This window comes from Maribacter huludaoensis (assembly GCF_029350945.1).
Classification (GTDB): Bacteria; Bacteroidota; Bacteroidia; order Flavobacteriales; family Flavobacteriaceae; genus Maribacter; species Maribacter huludaoensis.
In genome coordinates, this window is sequence record NZ_JARKMS010000004.1 from 104,782 (window position 1) to 127,059 (window position 22,278).

At 35.4% G+C, this 22,278-nt stretch carries 19 protein-coding genes; 10 read left to right on the forward strand and 9 right to left on the reverse strand.

All coding sequences use genetic code 11. The annotated features are described in order from the left end of the window. The first annotated feature begins 7 nt into the window (after positions 1-7). From PXC01_RS12780 to speD, 5 genes are all read left to right on the forward strand, one after another. Entirely contained in the window at positions 8-2,410 is a 2,403-nt protein-coding gene (locus PXC01_RS12780) for a glycoside hydrolase family 31 protein (protein WP_276472688.1), read from the forward strand. Between the two features lie 36 nt (positions 2,411-2,446). After that, positions 2,447-3,256: a M48 family metallopeptidase gene (locus PXC01_RS12785; RefSeq protein WP_276472689.1), complete on the forward strand. Its 810-nt coding sequence runs from the start codon at positions 2,447-2,449 to the stop codon at positions 3,254-3,256. 61 nt (positions 3,257-3,317) lie between these two features. Then, complete coding sequence (locus PXC01_RS12790) at positions 3,318-4,664, forward strand: MFS transporter (RefSeq protein ID WP_276472690.1); 1,347 nt, start codon at positions 3,318-3,320, stop codon at positions 4,662-4,664. A 49-nt stretch (positions 4,665-4,713) separates the two neighbouring features. Beyond that, positions 4,714-5,250, forward strand: coding sequence for a hypothetical protein (locus PXC01_RS12795; protein WP_276472691.1), 537 nt, complete (start codon positions 4,714-4,716; stop codon positions 5,248-5,250). Positions 5,251-5,272: 22 nt separating this feature from the next. Further along, a complete protein-coding gene (gene speD / locus PXC01_RS12800; protein ID WP_276472692.1) occupies positions 5,273-5,647 on the forward strand; it encodes an adenosylmethionine decarboxylase in 375 nt (124 codons plus the stop codon). Here speD and PXC01_RS12805 read toward each other — a convergent pair. Both PXC01_RS12805 and PXC01_RS12810 read right to left on the reverse strand, forming a co-directional pair. Further along, on the reverse strand, positions 5,640-6,818 hold the full coding sequence (locus PXC01_RS12805) for a glutathionylspermidine synthase family protein (RefSeq protein ID WP_276472693.1): 1,179 nt from the start codon (positions 6,816-6,818) through the stop codon (positions 5,640-5,642). The two genes, speD and PXC01_RS12805, sit on opposite strands and share 8 nt — an antisense overlap. After that, on the reverse strand, positions 6,781-7,347 hold the full coding sequence (locus tag PXC01_RS12810) for a Cj0371 family chemotaxis-regulating polar lipoprotein (protein ID WP_276472694.1): 567 nt from the start codon (positions 7,345-7,347) through the stop codon (positions 6,781-6,783). The genes PXC01_RS12805 and PXC01_RS12810 overlap by 38 nt, the downstream gene beginning before the upstream one ends. A 51-nt stretch (positions 7,348-7,398) precedes the next feature. Here PXC01_RS12810 and PXC01_RS12815 point away from each other — a divergent pair, with 51 nt between their 5' ends. Then, a complete protein-coding gene (locus PXC01_RS12815; RefSeq protein ID WP_276472695.1) occupies positions 7,399-8,925 on the forward strand; it encodes a polyamine aminopropyltransferase in 1,527 nt (508 codons plus the stop codon). A gap of 148 nt (positions 8,926-9,073) precedes the next feature. Here the strand turns inward: PXC01_RS12815 and PXC01_RS12820 are convergent, their stop codons facing one another. The 4 genes from PXC01_RS12820 to PXC01_RS12835 are packed head-to-tail and all read right to left on the reverse strand — an operon-like array spanning position 9,074 to position 12,039. After that, on the reverse strand, positions 9,074-9,799 hold the full coding sequence (locus tag PXC01_RS12820; protein WP_276472696.1) for a head GIN domain-containing protein: 726 nt from the start codon (positions 9,797-9,799) through the stop codon (positions 9,074-9,076). Between the two features lie 50 nt (positions 9,800-9,849). Beyond that, positions 9,850-10,941, reverse strand: a complete 1,092-nt coding sequence (locus PXC01_RS12825; protein ID WP_276472955.1) for a DUF4097 family beta strand repeat-containing protein — start codon at positions 10,939-10,941, stop codon at positions 9,850-9,852. Beyond that, the gene (locus tag PXC01_RS12830; protein WP_276472697.1) at positions 10,922-11,485 is read right to left on the reverse strand and encodes a hypothetical protein; all 564 of its coding nucleotides are present in this window, start codon (positions 11,483-11,485) and stop codon (positions 10,922-10,924) included. Before PXC01_RS12830 ends, PXC01_RS12825 begins: the two co-directional genes overlap by 20 nt. Next, positions 11,485-12,039, reverse strand: coding sequence for an RNA polymerase sigma factor (locus tag PXC01_RS12835; RefSeq protein ID WP_276472698.1), 555 nt, complete (start codon positions 12,037-12,039; stop codon positions 11,485-11,487). Before PXC01_RS12835 ends, PXC01_RS12830 begins: the two co-directional genes overlap by 1 nt. A gap of 262 nt (positions 12,040-12,301) precedes the next feature. On the opposite strand from PXC01_RS12835, the gene lon reads away from it, so the two are divergent. Together lon and cmk are read left to right on the forward strand one after the other, a co-directional pair. Continuing rightward, a complete protein-coding gene (gene lon, locus PXC01_RS12840; RefSeq protein ID WP_276472956.1) occupies positions 12,302-14,752 on the forward strand; it encodes an endopeptidase La in 2,451 nt (816 codons plus the stop codon). 28 nt (positions 14,753-14,780) lie between these two features. Beyond that, a complete protein-coding gene (gene cmk, locus PXC01_RS12845) occupies positions 14,781-15,476 on the forward strand; it encodes a (d)CMP kinase (protein WP_276472699.1) in 696 nt (231 codons plus the stop codon). 51 nt (positions 15,477-15,527) lie between these two features. Here the strand turns inward: cmk and PXC01_RS12850 are convergent, their stop codons facing one another. Further along, a complete protein-coding gene (locus tag PXC01_RS12850) occupies positions 15,528-15,908 on the reverse strand; it encodes a LysM peptidoglycan-binding domain-containing protein (RefSeq protein ID WP_276472700.1) in 381 nt (126 codons plus the stop codon). A 265-nt stretch (positions 15,909-16,173) separates the two neighbouring features. Between PXC01_RS12850 and rpsA the strand changes: the two genes are divergently transcribed. Beyond that, entirely contained in the window at positions 16,174-18,009 is a 1,836-nt protein-coding gene (gene rpsA, locus PXC01_RS12855) for a 30S ribosomal protein S1 (protein WP_276472701.1), read from the forward strand. Positions 18,010-18,460: 451 nt separating this feature from the next. On the opposite strand, the gene bamG is transcribed toward rpsA, so the two are convergent. Beyond that, complete coding sequence (gene bamG / locus PXC01_RS12860; protein WP_276472702.1) at positions 18,461-19,711, reverse strand: BamG family beta-barrel-assembly machinery protein; 1,251 nt, start codon at positions 19,709-19,711, stop codon at positions 18,461-18,463. Continuing rightward, positions 19,701-21,041 carry a DUF4270 family protein gene (locus tag PXC01_RS12865; protein WP_276472703.1) on the reverse strand — a complete coding sequence of 447 codons (1,341 nt, stop codon included), beginning with the start codon at positions 21,039-21,041 and terminating at the stop codon, positions 19,701-19,703. The genes bamG and PXC01_RS12865 overlap by 11 nt, the downstream gene beginning before the upstream one ends. A gap of 241 nt (positions 21,042-21,282) precedes the next feature. Between PXC01_RS12865 and PXC01_RS12870 the strand changes: the two genes are divergently transcribed. After that, entirely contained in the window at positions 21,283-22,272 is a 990-nt protein-coding gene (locus tag PXC01_RS12870; protein WP_215998385.1) for a Kelch repeat-containing protein, read from the forward strand. The last annotated feature ends 6 nt before the right edge of the window (positions 22,273-22,278 follow it).

Here is a 22,278-nt window from a genome sequence, read left to right on the forward strand (position 1 = left end):
AAAGTTCATGATTACAAATACAGAGCTTGAGTATAAAGGTAATTTATACCCAAACCATATCGTTGAATTTTCACAAGACTCAGATAAATTATATTTCACTACGGACAACGGTGTGGTTTTGCAAATAACCATATTAAGGGGCAGTATCATTCGCTTTAGATATGCTACCAATTATAATTTTCAACCAGATTTTTCATATGCCATAGATCCAGATGCCACAATGGGTTATAGTAAATTGGAAGTGGTAGAAAATGATACGGATTATGTTATTTCTACGGCAAGGTTGAGTATCCTAGTAGACAAAATGACCCTGAGAACCCAAATTTCTGATTTGGAGGGCAACATAATTTGCGAAGATGAACTAGGTTTTCATTGGGAAGAGAATTATGAGTACGGAGGTAATACCGTAAAATTGAGTAAAATAACTCAATCAGGAGAAAGTTTTTACGGCATGGGTGATAAAGCCATGCACAGTAACTTAAAAGGTAAAAGAGTAGAAAATTGGGTCACCGATCAATTCGCATTTGCCAAAGAGCAAGACCCGCTTTATAAAGCAATACCATTTTATGTAGGCTTAAATAAGGGAAAAGCCTATGGTATTTATTTTGATAACAGTTTTAGAACAGGTTTTGACTTTTCGCAAGAACGAAGAAATATTACCAGCTTTTGGGCAGATGGTGGAGAAATGAATTATTATTTCATTTTTGGTCCAGATATGTCAAAAGTAGTTAGTTCATATTCTAGTCTTACCGGTACACCGGAGTTACCGCCTATGTGGGCTTTAGGTTTTCATCAGTCTAAATGGAGTTATTATCCAGAGAGTAATGTAAAAGAGATAGCTAGCGAATTTAGAAAATTACAAATACCATGCGATGCCATTTATTTGGATATTGATTATATGGATGGTTTTAGATGCTTTACTTGGGATAAAAATCATTTTCCCGATCCAAAGCGAATGATTCAAGAGTTAGAAGATGACGGATTTAAAACCGTTGTAATGATCGATCCGGGTATAAAGGTAGATCGTAATTACTGGATTTATAATGAAGCTTTGGAAAAAGACTATTTCTGTAAAAGGGGAGATGGTCCTTTAATGCATGGTAAAGTGTGGCCTGGAGAATGTAATTTTCCGGATTTTACAAATCCTGCCGTTAGGGAATGGTGGGCAGAGCTTTATAAAGAGTTTATGTCAGAATTAGGTGTGCATGCCGTTTGGAACGATATGAACGAACCCGCAGTGATGGAGGTACCAACAAAAACGGCACCGTTAGATACCCGTCATGATTATGATGGTCACCCTTGTACACATCGTAAGGCACACAATGTGTACGGTATGCAAATGGTAAGGGCTACCTATGAGGGAGTTAAAAAATATGTTTATCCTAAAAGACCTTTTGTAATTACAAGGGCAGCCTTTGCGGGTACTCAAAGATATTCTTCTACTTGGACAGGAGATAATGTGGCTACTTGGGAGCATTTATGGATAGCCAACGTACAGGTACAGCGTATGTGCTTAAGTGGATATTCTTTTGTGGGATCTGACATTGGAGGCTTTGCAGAACAGCCAGATGGAGAGTTGTTTGCAAGATGGGTGCAATTAGGAATTTTTCATCCTTTTTGTAGGGTGCATTCAAGTGGTGATCATGGCGATCAAGAACCATGGTCGTTTGGTACGGAAATTACGGATATTGTTAGAAAATTCGTGAACCTTCGTTATCAATTAATGCCTTATCTGTACACAATGTTCTATAAGTACACAAAAGAGAATATACCTATGATCCAGTCTTTAGTGTTCTTTGATCAAGAAGATAACCAGACCCATTTTAGGACAGATGAATTTATTTTTGGAGAAAAAATACTGGTTTGCCCCATACAGGAACCTAATGCTCAAGGACGTAGAATGTACATTCCCAGAGGGTTTTGGTATGACTTTTGGACAAACGAGCATGTAGAAGGGGGAAAAGAGAAATGGGTAACGGCAGAAATAGATATGCTTCCAATTTTTGTAAAAGCAGGAGCTATAATTCCAAAATATCCAATTCAACAATATGTTGGGGAAAAGAGGATTGAAGAATTGGTTCTAGAAGTATATTACAAAGAAGGTACGGAAACGTCAGAGGTGTATGAAGATGCGGCCAACGGTTATGATTATAAGAAGGGAAGATATTCTTTAAGTAATTATAAGTTGACAGGAAAGGATAATTCGTTGACCATACAGCTTTTTAAGGATGGCACCTTTGAGACGGAATATGAGAAAATGAGACTAAATTTTCATGGTCTACCGTTTAAAATTGATAAGGTTATGATAGATAATGAAGAGGTGCTGTTGCATACCATAGCAACCAATGAAAGTAATGATTTGCTTTTAGACAAAAATTTTACGCTATTGCATTTATCAGGAAATCAATAACTTTGTAGTTTAATACCATTAACTAAATTTAATAATATGAGAAAATTAGTATTAATAGCATTCGTCTTTTTAGGCGTAAGCGCTTGTAAGGTTAACCCCTTTACAGGTCAAAAAACATTGAATTTTTATCCTAATAGTCAGGTGTTTCCGTCTGCATTTGCACAATATGATCAGTTCTTGACAGAGAACAACGTGGTAAGCGGTACGGCAGACGCTCAAATGATTACAAGGGTAGGCCAGCGAATCTCAAGCGCTGCGGAGCGTTGGTTGACCGCAAATGGGCATCCGGGTTATTTGGCTGACTATAAATGGGAATATAATTTGGTAAAAGATGAAACGGTAAACGCTTGGTGTATGCCAGGGGGTAAAATTGTATTTTATACCGGTATTTTGCCAATTACCCAAACAGAAACAGGTGTAGCCGTAGTTATGGGTCATGAGGTAGCCCATGCATTGGCAGATCATGGCGCACAACGTATGAGTGCAGGTACATTACAACAGTTAGGTGCTGTGGCAGGTAATGTTGCAATTAAGAACCAACAAACTTTAGGGTTGTTCAACCAAGCCTACGGTGTAGGTACGCAATATTTAGGTATGCTTCCATTTAGTAGAAGCCATGAGACCGAAGCGGATAGAATTGGTTTGCAGATTATGGCTATTGCCGGTTATGATCCTTATGAAGCTGCAGAGCTTTGGAAACGAATGAAGGCAAACAGTGGGGGGCAAGCTCCACCGGAATTTATGAGCACGCACCCTTCAAATGATACAAGAATAAATAACCTAACGGCTTGGGCACCAGATGCCGCTGCGGAGGCAGCAAAATTTGGAGTAACAAATTTTAAGTAAAACGTAAAGGATTATTGTATATTGAAGCCGTTCAGAAATGAACGGCTTTTTATTTTTATATATGGGAAAGACACTTATTGCAAAAGGAAGTAAAAAATTGTTGAATGCATGGGCCTTTTACGATTGGGCAAATTCAGTGTATACCTTGACCATAGCTTCCTCTATTTTTCCCATTTATTATGCAACGCTCTTTGCCGATAAAGAGGAATTGGTTTCTGCTTTTGGCTTTGAAATGAAACAGACGGTACTTATTTCTATCGTTACCGCTTTTACCTTTCTTGTAGTTGCCTTTTTATCGCCAATATTATCAGGTATAGCAGATTACGTTGGTAATAAGAAAATGTTTATGAAGTTCTTTTGCTATACGGGTAGCGTTGGTTGTATTGGATTGTATTGGTTTGATCTTGGGCAAATTCATTTAAGCCTTTTGTTTTATTTTATGGGATTGATAGGGTATTGGGGTAGCCTTGTTTTCTATAATTCTTATTTGCCAGATATAGCTTATGAACATCAGCAAGATAGTATTAGTGCTAAAGGTTTTTCATTAGGATATTTTGGTAGTGTTCTTCTATTATTATTAAATCTGGCAATGGTCATGAAACCGGAATGGTTCGGATTTAATATTGGTGAAACGGAAGACACGTTAAATATGGCTAAGGTAGAGGCTATGAGAATTTCTTTTATAACAGTTGGTGTGTGGTGGCTGATTTTTAGTCAATATACGTTTTGGGTATTGCCCAAGGGAGTTGGCAAGGGTCATAAAATAACGCGAGATATTCTGTTTAACGGACTTAAGGAGCTTAAGGTTGTCTGGGCTCAATTAAAAGAGAACGAAAGATTAAAGCGTTATTTAAATGCTTTTTTTGTATTTAGTATGGCAGTACAAACTATTATGCTAGTTGCCGTATACTTTGGGGAAAAAGAAATTGCATGGGGTACGGATGGTGAAAAAACCACAGGTTTGATCATTAGTGTTTTGGTCATACAGTTAGTAGCTATAGTGGGTGCTGTAATAACATCTAAGGCTTCTGATACATATGGCAATATTAAAACCCTTGTCGTAATAAATGCAATTTGGATGTTGCTTTGTATCTATGCATATTTTATGGTAACGCCCATGCAATTTTATATTGCGGCGGGCTTTGTTGGTCTGGTAATGGGAGGTGTACAATCGTTAGGCCGTTCCACATATTCAAAATTTTTACCGGAAACAGACGACACTACGTCATATTTTAGTTTTTATGATGTTGCGGAGAAAATTGGTATTGTTATAGGTATGGCACTCTTTGCCATAATAGACCAGGTAAGTAACATGCGAAATGCAATACTGTTTTTATTCATATTCTTTTTGGGCGGTATTTTGTTGTTGTTACGAGTACCAAAAGAAAAGGGGGAACCTGAAAATTAATAAGTATATTAGCATTAAATAACCTAGTACAACCAGTAAACCATTAACAATGAAATATTTATTTAGTCTCCTAAGTTTATCGTTACTATTAGTCTCTTGTGGTACCAACAGTGTAGATTTGGCTATTGACAACCCAACGACCGAACCTGTTATTATCAAAGTAGATTCATTAGAAGTTGAAATACCTGCAGAACAAGTAGTTTGGGTTGAAATGGGTAAGGGTATGCATTCTTTGACTTTAAAGAACGATAGTATTGTAGATTTTAATTTTCAGGAAGATGTGTATATGGTCAATCCAACTTTAACGGAATATTTAATGGCTGGTGAATATTACGGCAGTAATAATTCTTACTCTATATATCAATTGACCAATAAAAGAACTGTTGAGTTTTTAGGTGTTGAGCTTGAAGGCGATTATGCAATTGTTGATGGTCTGATCAACCCGGTTACTTGGGATTATGGACCACGGGAAACGTTACCAGAGACAGTGCAAATGGAATCTACTGCTGGTTATGAGGTGCTTCAAAAACTATTTTCTCCCATAGAATTCATCAATTTGGTTTCTGCATCAAGAGAGCTAGAGTAATTAAAACTTAAATCTTTAAATTTTGTTCATAGGTATTCATGCTACTTGGGATGTGTATAATTGTAATGCAGAAAAGCTTTCTTTTGTCCCTTATATAAAGGAATCTTTACATACAATTACGGCTACTCTTAATTTAGAAGAACTAAATGAAGCATTCAAGCAATTTGAACCTATTGGTGTAACAGGTTTTATTCTTTTGGCAGAAAGTCATATTAGTATTCATACATGGCCAGAGCATAATTATGCAGCTGTAGATGTATTTTCATGTAAAGAATTTGATGCCAATGTGGTTACCGGATTGTTGAAAAAGCTATTTGAATCTAATAAAATAGAGCTGAACAAATTGAACAGGGGCTCATTGGATTTGGTGAAACCTTCCAATTTGGATATTAGATAATATAATGGGAAATAAATTCACAATCATCTGATATAATCGGGTTTTCTTCTGCTCGTAAATTTAGGGCAGAAGGCTTATCCGTAAAAAACAGTCCTGTTTGATAGTAGTAATTCTCCATGTCTTTTTCTAAAGGGTAAAACTTTTGATACACTTTTTCTTGCCCATCAAAATCACCTTTAGATTTAGAATTTAATTTACCCGTAATGGTTATGTTTTCGCCCAACCTCCCGTACACTGGCTTAGTTACGTAATTCTCAAGACTAGGAGGGTTTAAAAATGTTTGCGCTATTGTATCATTAGGAAAATGCTGGGTAATATAGCTCATGAATTTTTTATTTTGCCAGATAGCGCTATAAGGAGGATTAAATACTGTGCAAAGATCTTTGCAAATTATAGTGGAGAGCTCTTTTGCCAATTGAGGTTCTTCATTGAACATCCAATCCCAAGGAATCATTTTAAACCAGACATCTACCATTTGGTATTCCCCGTTTATTTCATATAGAATTCCGTTTTCTTCAGAGAAAATGACATCTTCAAGATTTACATAGAATGATTTATACCCTTGGTCATGCGCAATATCCAATATAGAATTTACATTTAAGACATCTTCTTTATACCCAAATGAAGAGCCCAGTATAAATGGGTTTGAATGATTGATGGTACTTTTTAAACTGTGTAATATACTGCCTATATCCTTGGTCAGATTGTTGAATTGGCTGTGGTCATTGCCTTTTAATTCTTTGTTCTGTAAAGATTGCCAATGAATGGTTTCAGGTAATGTGCTACATGTATCGGCATTAAATTCAATTATACGGGATTCCGGCTGTTTTATACCTCCGTTAATATCAAATCGTCCATATAAAAAAGGATGCTTGCTTCTGTTTTTCCAAGTATGCCGTATACAGTCATGAAAGAACTCAGGTATACCCAAGTCTGTTAACTTGTTCTCGTTGATAATTTTATCGGTAGCTTTTTCAAATAAATCATATGCCCCTGTACTTAGTTTTTTATAATTTTCTATTTCAAAATTATAAAGCCCTAGTAATTCATCCGTAAAATAATCTTGCTTTAAGTACCAAAGTAAATGATGGGAGACATGCTTTTTTTTTAATCGTTTTATTTCTTTAAAACGATTATCCTCCAAACGACCTAAACGATTTTCCGCTTCCATATCCTTTTGATGATGCTCCTGCAACTCTAATTTTTCTTGAAGTAGCGGAACTTTTTAAATCATTTTTTAAATCTGTCGATTTGTTATAGGCAGTAGAATTTTTATAGTAACTGGAATTTGGTGTTACGTTAGATAAATTTCTGTTGAAATAAGAAGAAGCTAATGAGTAATATAAAATAGTTCTAAGACCGGATCTGTTACGGTAATTTGTTTCGTTAGAATTATTATCGATTTTGGCCAATGACAAAGTATCTATTTGGCCATCTAGACCATGTACTATAGCAATAGAATTTTCTTTCTTGTCAATAATGCGTTCGTCTATAATTTTATAGTCATCGCCCGGTTCAATTTCCTCAACTTCGGTAACTGTACCTTTTGTAGCCTCGTAAATTGTTTTTTCTTCAGAGTCTTTAATTCTTGGGCTTCCGTCATTATCACCACAACTGGTCAATAAAATAGAAGTGCCTAAAGCGGTGGTTAGCATTAATTTTCTTGAAAATGCCAATCCAGTCATCATTTTTTTATTCATCTTTGAAACGGTTTTCTATTGTAGAATAGTAATCAAACTTAACTAAATTTTATGAGAAATAGAGTACTTATTTCGTTTGCTGTTTTTATTGCCGGTCTTTGTTCCATCATATATGAACTTTTGATCAGTACTACAGCAACTTATTTTTTAGGTGATGGTGTTAGGCAATTTTCGATAATTATAGGTGTTTACTTGTTTTCAATGGGTATTGGGGCATTTTTATCAAAATTTCTACGAGAAATGCCTTTGAAATTTTTTGTACACATAGAATTTTTATTGGGTTTAATAGGTGGCATATCGGTACCGTTACTTTTTTATTCATTTGTGTCGGTCAATGCCCTTGCCTTACAAATAATATGTTTGGTAATAATATTATTGATAGGTCTTTTAACGGGTATGGAAGTGCCTTTGTTGACATTTGTGTCTAATGAAGTTGATTTTAAAAATAATTTATCCAATGTTCTGTCTTTGGATTATATAGGCGGGCTGATCGCTACATTATTGTTTCCTTTTATTTTATTGCCATTTGTTGGGTTGTATTATTCCTCATTAATTTTTGGAATAATCAATATTCTATTAGGGTTGGTTTTAAATCATTTTCTATTAGAAAAATCTAAAAAAACATTGGTGTTGGGTATAGCTTCTATGACCGTTCTAGTTATTTTGGTAGTCTTTGGAGGTAAATTTTTGAAAATATGGGACCAAGCTATATATAAAAACCCCATTGTTTTAAATGAACAAACGCCCTATCAAAAAATAGTAGTTACAAAAAAAAAGGAAGATGTTAGGTTGTATTTGAACAGGGTCATACAATTTTCTTCTTCTGATGAATATAGGTATCATGAACCTTTGGTGCATATACCGATCTCTTTACATAAAAATCCAAAATCAGTATTGATCCTTGGTGGTGGTGAAAATTTGGCAAGTAGGGAAGTGTTGAAGCACCCTGGTATTACGCGCGTAGATGTTGTGGATATTGATAGTACAATGTTTCATTTAGCTAAAAGAGATCCATATTTTACGAAAATAAATGAAGGTGCAGCGAAGGATATACGTGTAAATTTAATTGCACAAGACGCTTTTACGTTTTTGTATAATGAAGCTAAAGGATATGATATTATAATTGCCGATCTGCCCGACCCTACAAATGAAGCTTTGGCAAGGTTGTACAGTAAACAATTTTTTCTTCTGGCCAAGCAATGTTTAAATAAAGATGGGTTGTTCGTAACCCAATCTGGTGAAATATACTTTTCCAATTCTGTGTTCAGTTGTATCAACAATACCTTAGCGCCAATTTTTAATTATGTAAAGCCATACCATTCTTATATTCCGTCATTTGGAGATTGGGGTTTTGTAATGGCAAGTGATGAAGAAATAGAAGAGGAGAATATAAAATCTGTACTGCCTTCAGATTTAAAATTTTTGACGGAAAACCAATTTCAAATGGCTTTTCAATTTCCAAAAGATATTACCATTAAAGAAACTAAGGTCAATACTCTTGATAGCCCCATAATTTTGAATTATTTCATTGATGATTGGAATAAATGGAAAACCGATCTGCAATCGGGTACAAAATAAAAGGCTCCTTTTATAGAAAAAGAAGCCTTAGTTGCTGTTCGATTTTTGATTGTTCGTAGCGCTACTATAAATTTTGAAACTTAAGTATAGGTCTATATCTAGTTTTTGGTACTTTGCATTTAGTATCTGCCACGAGGTTTTTTGCTTTTTAGTTTTTAGAAATACTGCCCGATCCAGAACTTTTTGTGTTTACTTTATCTGGATTGCCTTTATATGAAATATCACCAGAGCCAGATACACGGGCTTTGATAGATTTGTTTGCGGTCACTTCTATATCTGCAGAACCGGAAACTGTAGCTTCTACATTATCCGCTTCTAGATCATATGCCTCTATATCTCCACTACCAGAGATAGTAGCTTCAAAGTTATTTGTAGTACCACTTAAGGTTATATTGCCTGACCCTGACATTGAAGTAGAAAGTGAGTTAGAATCTATATCTAGTGTAATATCTCCAGAACCGGACATTGCCGTACTGAAATTATCGGCTTTTATTTTTGTTTTTCCAACAATATCACCTGAACCTGATAGGGCAACATGGTCAATAGATTCTACTGGAACGGTAATAAGAATTTTTGATTTCCAATTGCTGGTTTTTAGATTAAAACCTTTTTCCGTCCTGATTATTAGTTTTCCATCTTTTACTTCTGTAATAATATATTCTAAAAGGTTTTCTTCGCCATTTAGGGTAATCTCCCCTTCGTTACCAGAAACCAAGTCAACATCAAACCAGCCGGATACTGCTACTCCGTCATAATCGCCGGTGTTTCTTTCAATGGTAATATTGTTTCCGTTTCCTTTAATGGTCTTTCCCCATTGTGCAGAACAAGAAAATGAGATTAATGCTGCACTTAGTAATACACTTAATTTTTTCATGATTTTCATTTTTAATTGATTGATTGATTGATTGATTGATTGATTGATATTTATTTTTTGGTAAAACTTATTCCGCCATAATCACTTGAAAGCGTCATTTTATTTCCCTTTCCTTTAGAGCCATAAAAGCCTTCATAATGCTTGTCCGAAGATTTTTCTGTGCTAATATTAATGGTAAAGTCGTCTTTTCCGCTTACACCCGCATAACTGGTAGATATATCAAAATCGAAATGATATTGGCTGTTATATCCTATTTTAATACCTGTATAATCCGTTCTTATTTCTACATTGCCCGCATCTGCCGCCAATTCGTCTATACGAACAGAACCATAGTCTGCCACGATAGAAACGTTTCCATGAATGGTGCCCAGTTTTATGGTAATGTAATCGCCATTTCCATCTATATTGTTCAATTCGGAAACATCCATATTTCCATAATTACTGGTATATTCTAAATTATCCATGGTGCCGATACTTGCATTTGTATAGTCGGCGTTGATAGCAAGGTTACCGGCTTTTTCAATAGTAAAGCCAGAATAGTCGGCTCTAATTTCTGCACTATTAATGTACCCTATCGTAGATTTAGAAGTGTAGTCAAAGTTTAATTTATTGTTTCTGCCTCTAAGTTCACCAAGTTCCAATCTGCCATAATCACAATTAATTCTTGCATGCCCATCAATTCTGTCCAATATAATATTTCCGTAATCGTTACTTAGGTCTACATTATTCTTGACAGGGACTTTTATGGTGTAGTTGATCTGCATATTTACATTACCATTATTTCCCCAGCTCCATCCCCAACCATTGTTATTTTTGTTAAAAATGGTTTTTGCGGAAACGCGTTCGCTGCTAGCTTCAAAATCAACGGATATTTCATCCAATTTTTTCTGAACCTTATCTTCGTTGTTGCCGTTAGTTTTAATATGTACTTCTATCACTACCTTATTTTCGTTCCAAGAAGTAATGTTTAAATTGCCGTAAGAATTGTTGATCTTAAGCAATGCATTGGCATTGACGTTGAATTCTTTTTTTATGGTTTTTTCTCTAGTGTGTTTACCGTCAAAAGAGGTGTCATTGGCATTGGCAGCAGTAGTAAATACAAGCATAAGTAGCCAAGTATATTTATATAGTAAAGTTTTCATCATTTGCTTTTTTAATTGATTTAATATTTTCAATTTGAATCATAACCTCATTTAATAGGTCGATCCTTGTTTGGAAATTGGTGATCATGGCACTTAAAATTAACCTGCTGTTACCTCCATTTAAAAGGTCTTGCTCCATTTGGGTATAATTCAGCTGTAGCTTCTTTAATTGGACCATGGTGTCATTAATAATTTTTTCTGTTTCGGGTGATTTTTCCGAATTCAGTTCTTTTACTTGCTCTTCTATTAAATTGGCAAAATAGAATTGCGTTTTTGATGCTTCTGGCGAAATCTCGGCAACTTTTTCTTCAATACTTGATGCTGTTTTGAATTGGGATAAGCCAACCGTTAATAAAATGGCAAGTGATGCCGCAACCGATAGAAATAGTAACCAATTGTTCTTTTTCTTGGTTTCAAGTGTAACTACGCCTTTAGATTCGTTTAGTTTTTCTAAAAATCGCTGTTGGTGCCCACTGGCGGGTTCGGCATAATCCAATTGGTCCTGTAGCTTATTAAAAAGCTCGTCAATAGTATCTTTCTTCATTAGACTACGAGTGTTAGTTTTTTTCTTAAACTTTCTTTTGCTCTAGAAACGGTAGTTCTGCAATTGGCATAACTAATGTTCATAATTTCACTGATTTCATCATAATCAAACCCTTCAATTAGATGTAAGGTCAAAGAAATTCTGTAGTTGTCTTTTAAATCTTTCATGGTTTCCATCACTTTTTGAGCCTTTAGTTCTGTAAACACATGGTCAGATGCAATTCCGTCATTATCTTCGACCTTGTACAATACTTCATCTAAAGCAACTTCGTTCTTTTTTTGTTGCTTTCTATATTGATGTATACTGTTATTGATAACAATACGCTTTAGCCAAGATCCAAAAGTTACTTCCCCTTTAAAAGTATGCAGCTTCGTAAATGCGCTTAAAAACGATTCTTGCATAATGTCTTCCGCTTGGGCAGTATCTTTTACAATTCTAAGTGATGTATTGTACATAGCCTTGTAATACCTGTTGTACACTTCTAGCTGTGCACTTTGTTTACCGGCTAAGCACAATTGCACTAGCTCATCAATATGTTCTCTTTGTTGGCTCAAAAAGTGATTGGTTTATTGAAAGATGATTCAATTTACGGTTTGTTACAGTTTGTTAGAATTATTATTGAAAATTCTTTATAATGGTAAACTTCATTTTTTAAAAACGAAATAATTCAGTTGGCACAAGAATTGAAATAGATAATAGCAAATGAAAGTGCAAAAAGCCGTATTTCACTGATTTTCATTGTTTTTACGGCAATTATGTATAATTTATAAAAACTAAATTCTGTTGGTTTAATGACAGAATGACCGATATATGAGTATGGGAGATTCTAAATTTTCAAATTTTGACAATATGTCTTTACAAGGAATTGATCAAGATTCTGAGCTTATACCACTATTGACCCCGGAAGATGAGGAGCAAATGAATAGTGAGATACTGCCAGAAACATTACCGATTTTACCTTTAAGAAACACCGTGCTTTTTCCTGGTGTAGTAATTCCTATTACTGCTGGCAGGGATAAAAGTATACAATTGATAAAAGACGCCAATAATGGATCTAAGGTCATAGGTGTGGTTTCCCAGAAAGATGAGGAAACGGAAAACCCAGATGTTCAAGATATCAATACCTTGGGTACGGTAGCAAGAATATTACGCGTACTACAAATGCCGGATGGTAATACTACCGTAATCATACAAGGTAAAAAGCGTTTTGAGATTGCTGAGGTTTTGACCAAAAAGCCATATTTTACGGCAACTGTTAGAGAGACCGAGGAAGTAAGACCAGAAAAGAACGACAAAGAATTTTTGGCCATAATTGAATCTATCAAAGAATTGGCTTTAAAAATCATAAGGGATAACCCTAATATACCAAGTGAAGCATCTTTCGCCATAAAAAATATTCAGAGCAATTCGTTCTTGATAAATTTTGTATCGTCCAACTTAAACCTAGATGTTAAGGCAAAGCAAGAGCTATTGGAAATTGGTAGTTTGCAAGAAAGAGCATTGGCAACATTGAAATATATGAATGTTGAAATGCAAAAGCTTGAACTTAAAAATGATATACAGTCTAAGGTCAGGAATGACTTGGACCAACAACAGAGAGAGTATTTCTTGCACCAGCAGATGAAGACCATTCAAGAAGAATTAGGTGGGGTTTCTTATGATGAGGAGCTTGAGGAAATGAAGGAGAAGTCCAAGAAAAAGAAGTGGGGCAAGAAAGAAAAAGAGCATTTTGATAAGGAATTATCCAAAATGAAGCGGATGAATCCGCAGGTGGCAGAATATTCTATTCAAAGAAATTATTTGGACCTGTTATTGGATTTGCCATGGAAAGAATATTCTAAGGATAAGTTCGATTTAAAAAGAGCGGAAAGAATTCTTGATAGAGACCACTATGGCTTAGAAGATGTAAAGAAAAGGATCATTGAATACTTAGCGGTTCTGAAGCTGCGCAACGATATGAAATCACCTATACTTTGTCTATATGGTCCACCGGGAGTGGGTAAGACATCATTGGGCAAATCTATTGCAGAGGCTTTAGGAAGAGAGTATGTAAGAATGTCATTGGGCGGATTAAGAGATGAAGCTGAAATTAGAGGTCACCGTAAAACTTATATTGGTGCAATGCCTGGTAGAATTATTCAAAGTCTTAAAAAGGCAGGTACATCAAACCCTGTCTTTATACTGGATGAGATAGATAAGTTATCCAATAGTAACCAAGGTGATCCTTCTTCGGCAATGTTAGAGGTGTTAGACCCGGAGCAGAACAGTGACTTCCATGATAACTTCTTGGAGTTGGGTTATGATCTATCTAAAGTAATGTTCGTTGCTACGGCAAATAATCTAGGTAGTATTCAGCCGGCATTAAGAGACCGTATGGAAATCATTAATGTAACCGGTTATACCATTGAAGAAAAAGTAGAGATCGCTAAGAAGCATTTACTACCTAAGCAATTGACCGAGCATGGCCTAGATGCTAGCCACTTAAAAATTGGTAAGCCGCAATTAGAAAAGATTGTTGAAGGGTACACACGTGAATCTGGAGTACGCTCTTTGGAAAAACAAATTGCCAAAATGGTACGTTATGCAGCTAAATCTATTGCTACGGAAGAAGAATATGATGTTAAGGTCAGCAATGAAGATATAATTGAAGTATTGGGAGCACCAAAAATGGAGCGTAACAAATATGAAAATAATGAAGTTGCTGGCGTAGTCACAGGTTTGGCCTGGACTAGTGTAGGAGGTGATATATTATTCATAGAGTCTATTCTTTCTAAAGGTAAAGGGTCCATGAGTATAACCGGAAACCTTGGTAAAGTCATGAAGGAGTCTGCCACCATTGCAATGGAATACATAAAATCTAATGCAGAACGTTTTGGTATTGATCCTTCTATTTTTGAAAAATACAATGTGCATATACACGTACCAGAAGGTGCTACTCCGAAAGATGGTCCAAGTGCAGGTATTACTATGTTAACTTCTTTGGTATCATTATTTACACAAAAGCGCATTAAAAAGAGTTTGGCGATGACCGGAGAAATTACGCTACGTGGTAAGGTGTTACCGGTTGGCGGAATTAAAGAGAAGATTCTTGCGGCCAAGAGAGCAAAGATCAAAGAGATAATTCTTTGTGCGGATAATGAGCGTGATATCAAGGAGATTAAAGAATCTTATTTAAAAGGGCTTACCTTTCACTATGTAAAAGAAATGTCTGAAGTAATAGATATTGCCATTACCGATGTTAATGTAAAAAACGCAAAGGAACTATAATCTTGCTTTTCTTTATATTTTTGGAACAATGAAAAAAATTACCATTGCAATTGACGGATTCTCCTCTACGGGAAAAAGTACCTTGGCAAAGCAACTAGCTAAAAAGCTGGAATATGTTTACGTAGATACGGGTGCCATGTACCGTGCAGTCACTTTGTTCGCTATGAAATCAGGATTTGTAAATGCTGGTGAGATCGATGAAGATGCATTGGTAAAGTCATTAGGCGACATTGAGCTGAATTTTATTTTTAATTCGGAACTAGGTTTTGCGGAAATGTACTTGAATGGTGAAAATGTAGAGAAAGAGATTAGAACCATGCCGGTTTCTAAGAATGTAAGTCAAGTCTCTATAATAAAAGCTGTACGGGAAAAATTAGTTGCAATGCAGCAAACAATGGGTGATGGTAAAGGAATAGTGATGGACGGCAGGGATATTGGTACTGTAGTATTCCCAAATGCAGAACTTAAAATTTTCATGACAGCTTCACCAGAAAAAAGAGCGGTAAGAAGATATAAAGAATTACTGGATAGGGGTGAGGATGTTGATTATGAAGATATTCTTGAAAATGTTCAAAAACGAGATTATATAGACAGTAACCGGGCAATTTCGCCTTTAAAAAAGGCAGAAGATGCCATTGAGTTTGATAATAGTGATCTAGGGCTAGAAGATCAATTTCAAAGAATTTATGAACATTCGCTTCGGGTTATAGAGAAGCAAGCATAAAAAAAGAGGTTAGCATTGCTAACCTCTTTTCATTTTATATTCTATTGAATATTATTTGTTCGGTATAACCAACACTTGGTCTGGGTGAATTACATCCGGATTTTTTAAGATACCGGTGTTCGCTTCAAAAATTGCCTTGTATTTCATAGGGTCACCATAATAGTGCTTAGCTATTTTACTAAGAGACTCACCACCTTTAACTACGTGTCTGTGATAAACGGAATCATCTTCAACCGTAATGTTGGCTTTGATATCAGAAGGGCTTTCGCCGCCTAGTTGTTTAATCTTATCCCACATTAGGTCTTTTTCATAAGGTGTTTTTGCTTGTCCTTTAACTTTAAGAACATCACCTTCAACAGTTACATTACCGTCTTTTATACCTAATTGCTCACCAAGATCTAAAACACCTTGATATTTTGCCTTAACACTCATAATTTTACTTTTTTTAATGGTTATTATAATACTTCTAAGATAAGCATATTTAGGATATTTTACTCCAAAATCATGCCATAATTCATAATTGAACGTGTAATAAGTCGTTCTGTTGTCTAATTTAAATAAAATGATTATTTTTGCACACCTTTTTTGCAAGGAAGTCAAGAAAAAAAGGGATTAGATAAACAAATAAATATAACTACTTTCATAGTTGTTGCCTAAGTCTTGATAAGGTTATGGAATACAAATTATTAATCAGCAAATGGCTGAAGAAAAAACAAACGCTGAGGTAGAAGCTACTACTGAAGCAACACAACAAGCTGTTGAAACTCCACAGCAAGATCCAAAAGAATTCTTAGAAAACTTTAACTGGGAAAAATACGAGCAAGGAATTGAGCGTGTAGATGATTCTAAATTAAAGGAATTTGAAGAATTAGTTGCCGAAAACTTTGTAGATACTGCCGATGAGGAAGTAGTAGAAGGTAAGGTTGTTTATATTACGGATAGAGAAGCTATCATTGATATTAACGCAAAATCTGAAGGTGTAATTTCGTTGAACGAATTCCGTTACAACCCAGGTTTAAAAGTTGGTGACAAAGTAGAGGTATTGATCGATATTCGTGAGGATAAAAGTGGTCAATTGGTATTGTCTCACAGAAAGGCGAGAACTATTATGGCTTGGGACCGTGTAAATGCGGCTCATGACAAAGAAGAAATCGTTAGTGGTTTTGTGAAGTGCAGAACTAAAGGTGGTATGATCGTTGACGTATTTGGTATTGAAGCTTTCTTACCAGGTTCTCAAATTGATGTTAAGCCTATTCGTGATTACGATCAGTATGTTAACAAAACAATGGAATTCAAGGTTGTAAAAATAAACCACGAATTTAAGAACGTTGTTGTTTCTCATAAAGCGCTTATTGAAGCTGATATTGAAGAGCAGAAGAAAGAAATCATTAGCCAATTAGAAAAAGGACAAGTATTAGAAGGTGTTGTTAAAAACATTACTTCTTACGGTGTGTTTATTGATTTAGGTGGTGTTGATGGTTTAGTTCACATTACTGACCTTTCTTGGAGCAGAATCAACCACCCGAACGAGGTTGTTGAGCTTGACCAGAAATTAAATGTTGTAATTCTTGATTTTGATGAAAACAAATCTAGAATTCAATTAGGTCTTAAGCAATTGGAGAAGCACCCTTGGGAAGCTTTATCCGATGAAATTAAGATTGGTGATAAAGTAAAAGGAAAAGTTGTTGTTATAGCTGATTACGGCGCATTCATTGAAGTTGTTGAAGGTGTTGAAGGTCTTATCCACGTTTCTGAAATGTCTTGGTCTACGCACTTGCGTTCTGCACAGGATTTCGTAAAAGTTGGTGATGAGGTTGAAGCGGTTGTATTGACATTGGATCGTGAAGATCGTAAAATGTCTCTTGGTATCAAGCAATTGACTCCAGATCCTTGGACTGATATTACAACTAAATACCCTGTAGGTTCTAAGCATAAAGGTATTGTAAGAAACTTTACAAACTTTGGTGTTTTTGTGGAGCTAGAAGAAGGTATTGACGGTTTAATTTATATCTCTGATCTTTCTTGGACTAAGAAAATCAAGCATCCATCTGAGTTTACTAACGTAGGTGATACTTTAGAAGTTGAAGTATTGGAATTAGATGTTGATGGTCGTAAGTTAAGCTTAGGTCATAAGCAAACTACTGAAAACCCATGGGATAAATATGAAACTGAATTCGCATTGGGTACAGTTCATACAGCAACCATTTCTGATGTAGTTGATAAAGGTGCAACAATTGAATTTAACGATGATATTACTGCATTTATTCCTCAACGTCATTTAGAAAAAGAAGATGGTAAGAAACTAGGTAAAGGTGATGAAGCTGAATTCAAGATTATTGAATTCAACAAAGACTTCAAACGTGTTGTAGCTAGTCATACTGCTATTTTCCGTGAAGAAGAGCAACGTAATGTAAAAGCGGCTGTTAAAAGACAAGCAGCTAGCGCAGATGAAGCTAAGCCTACTTTAGGTGATGCTAACGATGCGTTACAAGCGTTGAAAGACAAAATGGAAGCTGATTCTAAGAAGAAGTAATTTCATTAGCATACATCCTTGAAAAAGGATAGTTTATAAAAGCCCGGATGCATAATCCGGGCTTTTTGTATTTATGAATGTTTGTTGTTTCGTAAAGGTAAGTTGCAACGGAACTACACGTCATTCTAATTAATTTCGTTTTGCCTTTGGAATAGATGATAATCAAAAGGCTATCAACAAAGCAAATAGGTTTTACTATTTTAAGTTTAGAATTTTAATTTCTGAAATAAGTAAACAACATAGATATGTTGAAGAAATGAATATATTTAAATGTTTTGTTAATAGGGTAAATAGTAAAAGCCTAGATTGTTCATCTAGACTTTTTTCAATATCCATAATTCTCAGTTCCTATTAGGGTTCCAAAAAAAATGAATTACTAATGGAGATTTTAATAATAGAAGTATAATTCACTTCATAATTTATTGTTTTAATAAGTATTTCTTTTTTTTAATTAGTACACCTTCTTCTTTACAAACCAGATATCTTCAAGGCTTAAGTTCAAGGAAAGTAAGTGATAGTTCTCCTTTACCAAAACGTTTTGTAATAGACCTTTAGATCCATAGCTATATGAAAGGTTGATCATAGAATGGGTTCCTCTACTTGTTGGTATACCAATACCTGCTGTAAAATTGTAGCCCTCAATTTTTTCATCACTAATGGCTAAATATCCATTGTCATAATTATAACCTAATCTATATGCTATTCTTTGACCATATTTATAGCTGGTTGGGTCTTGAATATATTCTAATCCAAAAGCATAGATGTCTTGGTCTTCATAACTACCTATATTTTCAGATTGATCGGTGTTGGTCCAAAAATTCTTTTTGTAATCTGCGCTAAATGTCAGCTCTTCAATAGGTTTAATGCTCATGCCAAATCCCAACTCAAGGGGTAATTTAAAGTCTGATACGGTATCTGAACTCTCGTCCTCTACAGTAATTTCAATACCGGATAACGACTTGTTGATAGACCTTTTTAAATTGCCGTTTAAACTTGTAGGTAGTTGTACAGTGCTACCTATGGTAATTTTTTCGTTAACATCATATTGCAGCCCAAAGCCAAGTCTTGCACCACTATAATTTGTTTTTTCTATAGATTCAAAAGCAGTTGCATTGTAAGTAAAAGATTCCGTCTCTTCAATGTTACCGAATAGGAATGAAGCACTTAGACCTAACCTAAGCTTAGGAATTAAGGCATAACCAATATTAAGTTTAATATCATTTAGACCGCCCAAACCGGTTACGTTACTTTCAAATGAATTTGTAGACCCTTCAATGTTGCTACTTACACCAAGTAGGGAATATCCAACATCACTATAAGGTACCATGGTTATGCCTGCACCAAAATTTTCTGCAATTCTAAAACCAAAGGCGATATTGGAAAAATTGACATTTGATTTTTCTTCAGTGTCCGAGGTATTGCTGTAATTATTAAATTCTCCGGTAACCCCAATATCATACAGGAAAGAGTTTTGGGGTATTAAGGCGTAATTGGCAGGGTTTAAGTTATTCAACTCGTAAGACGATTTAATACCAATACCGCTATAGCCTAAACTATTGAACTTTCCAATACTGGTTTGGTTAATAACACCTAGTCCGTATAAGGAATAAGGAGAACTGGTTAATGCTTCTGATTGTGCTGAAATTTGCTGTATGCCAAGAAAAGCTCCTATGGTGACCACTATAATTTGGTTAATCTTCATCGTAAATACCGTATGTTAATTCTAAAATTGTTTCGTTTTCCCCATTACCGTTTCCGCTCATAATAAATCGATCTACAGTAGAATTATAATCAACAGGAAGTAAGATTAAAGCATCATCAATATCCCTGTCCTTTAGGTAAAGCTCTTCTAAATAATAAGACAAGGATATTTCATAATAGATGTCGTTAAATTCTTGATTGTCCCTGTTTAAAATAGCATAGGAAGTAGAGGACAGGGTTTCGGTCAAATCATTGTTTTGGTCAACGACATATACCGCAAGGGTGTCTCTTAGTTTTAGGTTATCGTTATAAGATTGGGCAACTGGTTTTATTTTAAGGGTGCCGTCCAATATGGTGCCACTGCCAGGTATGTCGTAAAGACTCGTAATACTTGGAAATTGTACTCTCATGGCTATTCCTACACCAGATTGAATGTAACTCTCGTTGTTAGAATCCGAACTTTCTAAGTTGACCTTACTATCTGTTAAGCCCTGTAGCGGTGTAATAGGGTCTTCTGCGGTTATGCTATTAAAGAAAGGAATTGGTGTGGTTGTTGCGTTTATTTGAATATCAAAATATTCCTGTTCAGATTCATATTCGGTTTCTGTACTGTAATATAAGCGCATGTAAGTATTCTCGGAAGATTTTGAAAAACCGATGATTGAGCCATTGTCGGTTTCGTCAGGTAAGAGCGCTATGCCTTTAAAGTAATCCCTATATTCATCAGAATTTACAATGTCTTTCTCCTGTAGTTTGGAGAATATATCCGTACCAAAATCGTCTATCATTTTTATGGTTATAGAGTCTCCTGCCAAAGGTCTTGGGTTGTATTCGTAAAAACCCAGGTCATCTTCATCATAGCTGATTTTACTCGTATTGTAGAAATAATCATCACTTTCTGGATTCAGGTTTTCTATAATTTTTTTAATGTGAATGGTGTTTTTCTGTAGCGTGTCATTGTAGTAGTAATTATCATAGCCCAAGACCATTACCAAACTATCAAATACCGCCTCAGAATCTATGGTATAGGTCTCTGGTAAAAATTGCATGTAGCTAGATGCCCTAACGGTACCAAAAACAGCATCTGAATATTTTCCTGTAAGAATTCTTGTAGATTCAGAAGTAGCTAAACTATCGAACTTCATGGTGGATGTACTCACCGTTAATGTATCGATCAATATGAGGCGAATGTTACTATCGGTAAATGTTTCACCGGCTACAAAATCGGTATCATTATATATGTCATCACTGCAAGAGATAACGACTATTGTAAATAAACCACTGATCATTATGATGTGGAGTGCACGTAGTTTGTTTAAGAACACCTTCATTTAAAATTTAGTTTTCAACAAAGCTAAATACCCAATGCGGTTGTAAAAACCTGAATAGACGAATCCGTAATGTTAAGGGATGAAATCTATTATTTAAACTATTAATGAAATGTTTGTGTTCGTAGATGAAAACCTAGGATTGGTATGTTAAAAATCAATCTTAATCTATTGTGTTTTTTAGAACCCTGGGGTCTCTAGTAGATTTGATTTCTCAAAGAAAGAACCTTAAAACAAAAAAGTAATGAATAAAAGAAAATCGTATGTATACAAAATTACCGGTTTGGCGCTTTTGGCCATGGTAGTTACAAGTTGTTCAAGTGATGATGACGACGATTTAGGTAACTGGGTAGATAAATCTGTATTTGATGGTAGCCCAAGAAGTAGTGTATCTGGTTTTACAATAGGTAATACTGGGTATATGGGTGTTGGTTATGATGGAGACGATTATTTGGCTTCCTTTTGGGCATACGATATTGAAGGTGACTACTGGTCTCAAAAAGCTGATTTTCCTGGAGCTGCTAGAAATGCGGCCGTAGGTTTTGAGATTGACGGTACTGGTTATATAGGTTCTGGGTATGATGGTGTAGATGAATTGACGGATTTTTATAGCTATGATACTGCCTCTAATACATGGACGGAAATTGCCTCTTTACCAACAGCAAGAAGAAGTGCTGTAGGTTTTGGAATTAACGGCTATGGTTATGTGGGTACAGGATATGATGGCGAGAATGATAGAAAGGATTTCTATAAGTATGACCCTGCAACCGATTCTTGGACTGAATTAGTAGGTTTTGGAGGAAATAAAAGAAGATCTGCCACCACTTTTACTATAGATGGTTTAGTGTATTTAGGTACTGGAGTGTCCAACGGGGTATACTTAGATGATTTTTGGGTATTTGATCCTGCTACTGAAAGTTGGACTTCAAAGTTAGACCTTGATGAAGAAGATGATTATGCTATTGCAAGAAGTAATGCTGTTGGATTTACGTTAAACGGATACGGTTATATAGCAACCGGAGAATTAGGTGGTGCTACCAATACAGTTTGGGAGTACGATCCAGCTTCGGATGAATGGGAACAAAAAACATCTTTTGAAGGAGCTACAAGGCAAGATGCCATTGCTTTTTCAAATGGAAGTCGAGTATTTATAGGAATGGGTAGAACTGGAACATTATACCTAGATGATTTAGATGAATTTTTTCCATTGGATGAGTACGATGACGAAGATTAATTTTTC

What these genes read in the sequence shown, in the direction of transcription:
- PXC01_RS12780 (WP_276472688.1), top strand. Translation starts at nt 8, where the DNA reads ATGATTACAAATACAGAGCTTGAGTATAAAGGTAATTTATACCCAAAC.
- PXC01_RS12785 (WP_276472689.1), top strand. Translation starts at nt 2,447, where the DNA reads ATGAGAAAATTAGTATTAATAGCATTCGTCTTTTTAGGCGTAAGCGCT.
- PXC01_RS12790 (WP_276472690.1), top strand. Translation starts at nt 3,318, where the DNA reads ATGGGAAAGACACTTATTGCAAAAGGAAGTAAAAAATTGTTGAATGCA.
- PXC01_RS12795 (WP_276472691.1), top strand. Translation starts at nt 4,714, where the DNA reads ATGAAATATTTATTTAGTCTCCTAAGTTTATCGTTACTATTAGTCTCT.
- PXC01_RS12805 (WP_276472693.1), bottom strand. Translation starts at nt 6,818, where the DNA reads ATGGAAGCGGAAAATCGTTTAGGTCGTTTGGAGGATAATCGTTTTAAA.
- PXC01_RS12810 (WP_276472694.1), bottom strand. Translation starts at nt 7,347, where the DNA reads ATGAATAAAAAAATGATGACTGGATTGGCATTTTCAAGAAAATTAATG.
- PXC01_RS12815 (WP_276472695.1), top strand. Translation starts at nt 7,399, where the DNA reads ATGAGAAATAGAGTACTTATTTCGTTTGCTGTTTTTATTGCCGGTCTT.
- PXC01_RS12820 (WP_276472696.1), bottom strand. Translation starts at nt 9,799, where the DNA reads ATGAAAAAATTAAGTGTATTACTAAGTGCAGCATTAATCTCATTTTCT.
- PXC01_RS12825 (WP_276472955.1), bottom strand. Translation starts at nt 10,941, where the DNA reads ATGAAAACTTTACTATATAAATATACTTGGCTACTTATGCTTGTATTT.
- PXC01_RS12830 (WP_276472697.1), bottom strand. Translation starts at nt 11,485, where the DNA reads ATGAAGAAAGATACTATTGACGAGCTTTTTAATAAGCTACAGGACCAA.
- lon (WP_276472956.1), top strand. Translation starts at nt 12,302, where the DNA reads ATGGGAGATTCTAAATTTTCAAATTTTGACAATATGTCTTTACAAGGA.
- cmk (WP_276472699.1), top strand. Translation starts at nt 14,781, where the DNA reads ATGAAAAAAATTACCATTGCAATTGACGGATTCTCCTCTACGGGAAAA.
- PXC01_RS12850 (WP_276472700.1), bottom strand. Translation starts at nt 15,908, where the DNA reads ATGAGTGTTAAGGCAAAATATCAAGGTGTTTTAGATCTTGGTGAGCAA.
- rpsA (WP_276472701.1), top strand. Translation starts at nt 16,174, where the DNA reads ATGGCTGAAGAAAAAACAAACGCTGAGGTAGAAGCTACTACTGAAGCA.
- bamG (WP_276472702.1), bottom strand. Translation starts at nt 19,711, where the DNA reads ATGAAGATTAACCAAATTATAGTGGTCACCATAGGAGCTTTTCTTGGC.
- PXC01_RS12865 (WP_276472703.1), bottom strand. Translation starts at nt 21,041, where the DNA reads ATGAAGGTGTTCTTAAACAAACTACGTGCACTCCACATCATAATGATC.
- PXC01_RS12870 (WP_215998385.1), top strand. Translation starts at nt 21,283, where the DNA reads ATGAATAAAAGAAAATCGTATGTATACAAAATTACCGGTTTGGCGCTT.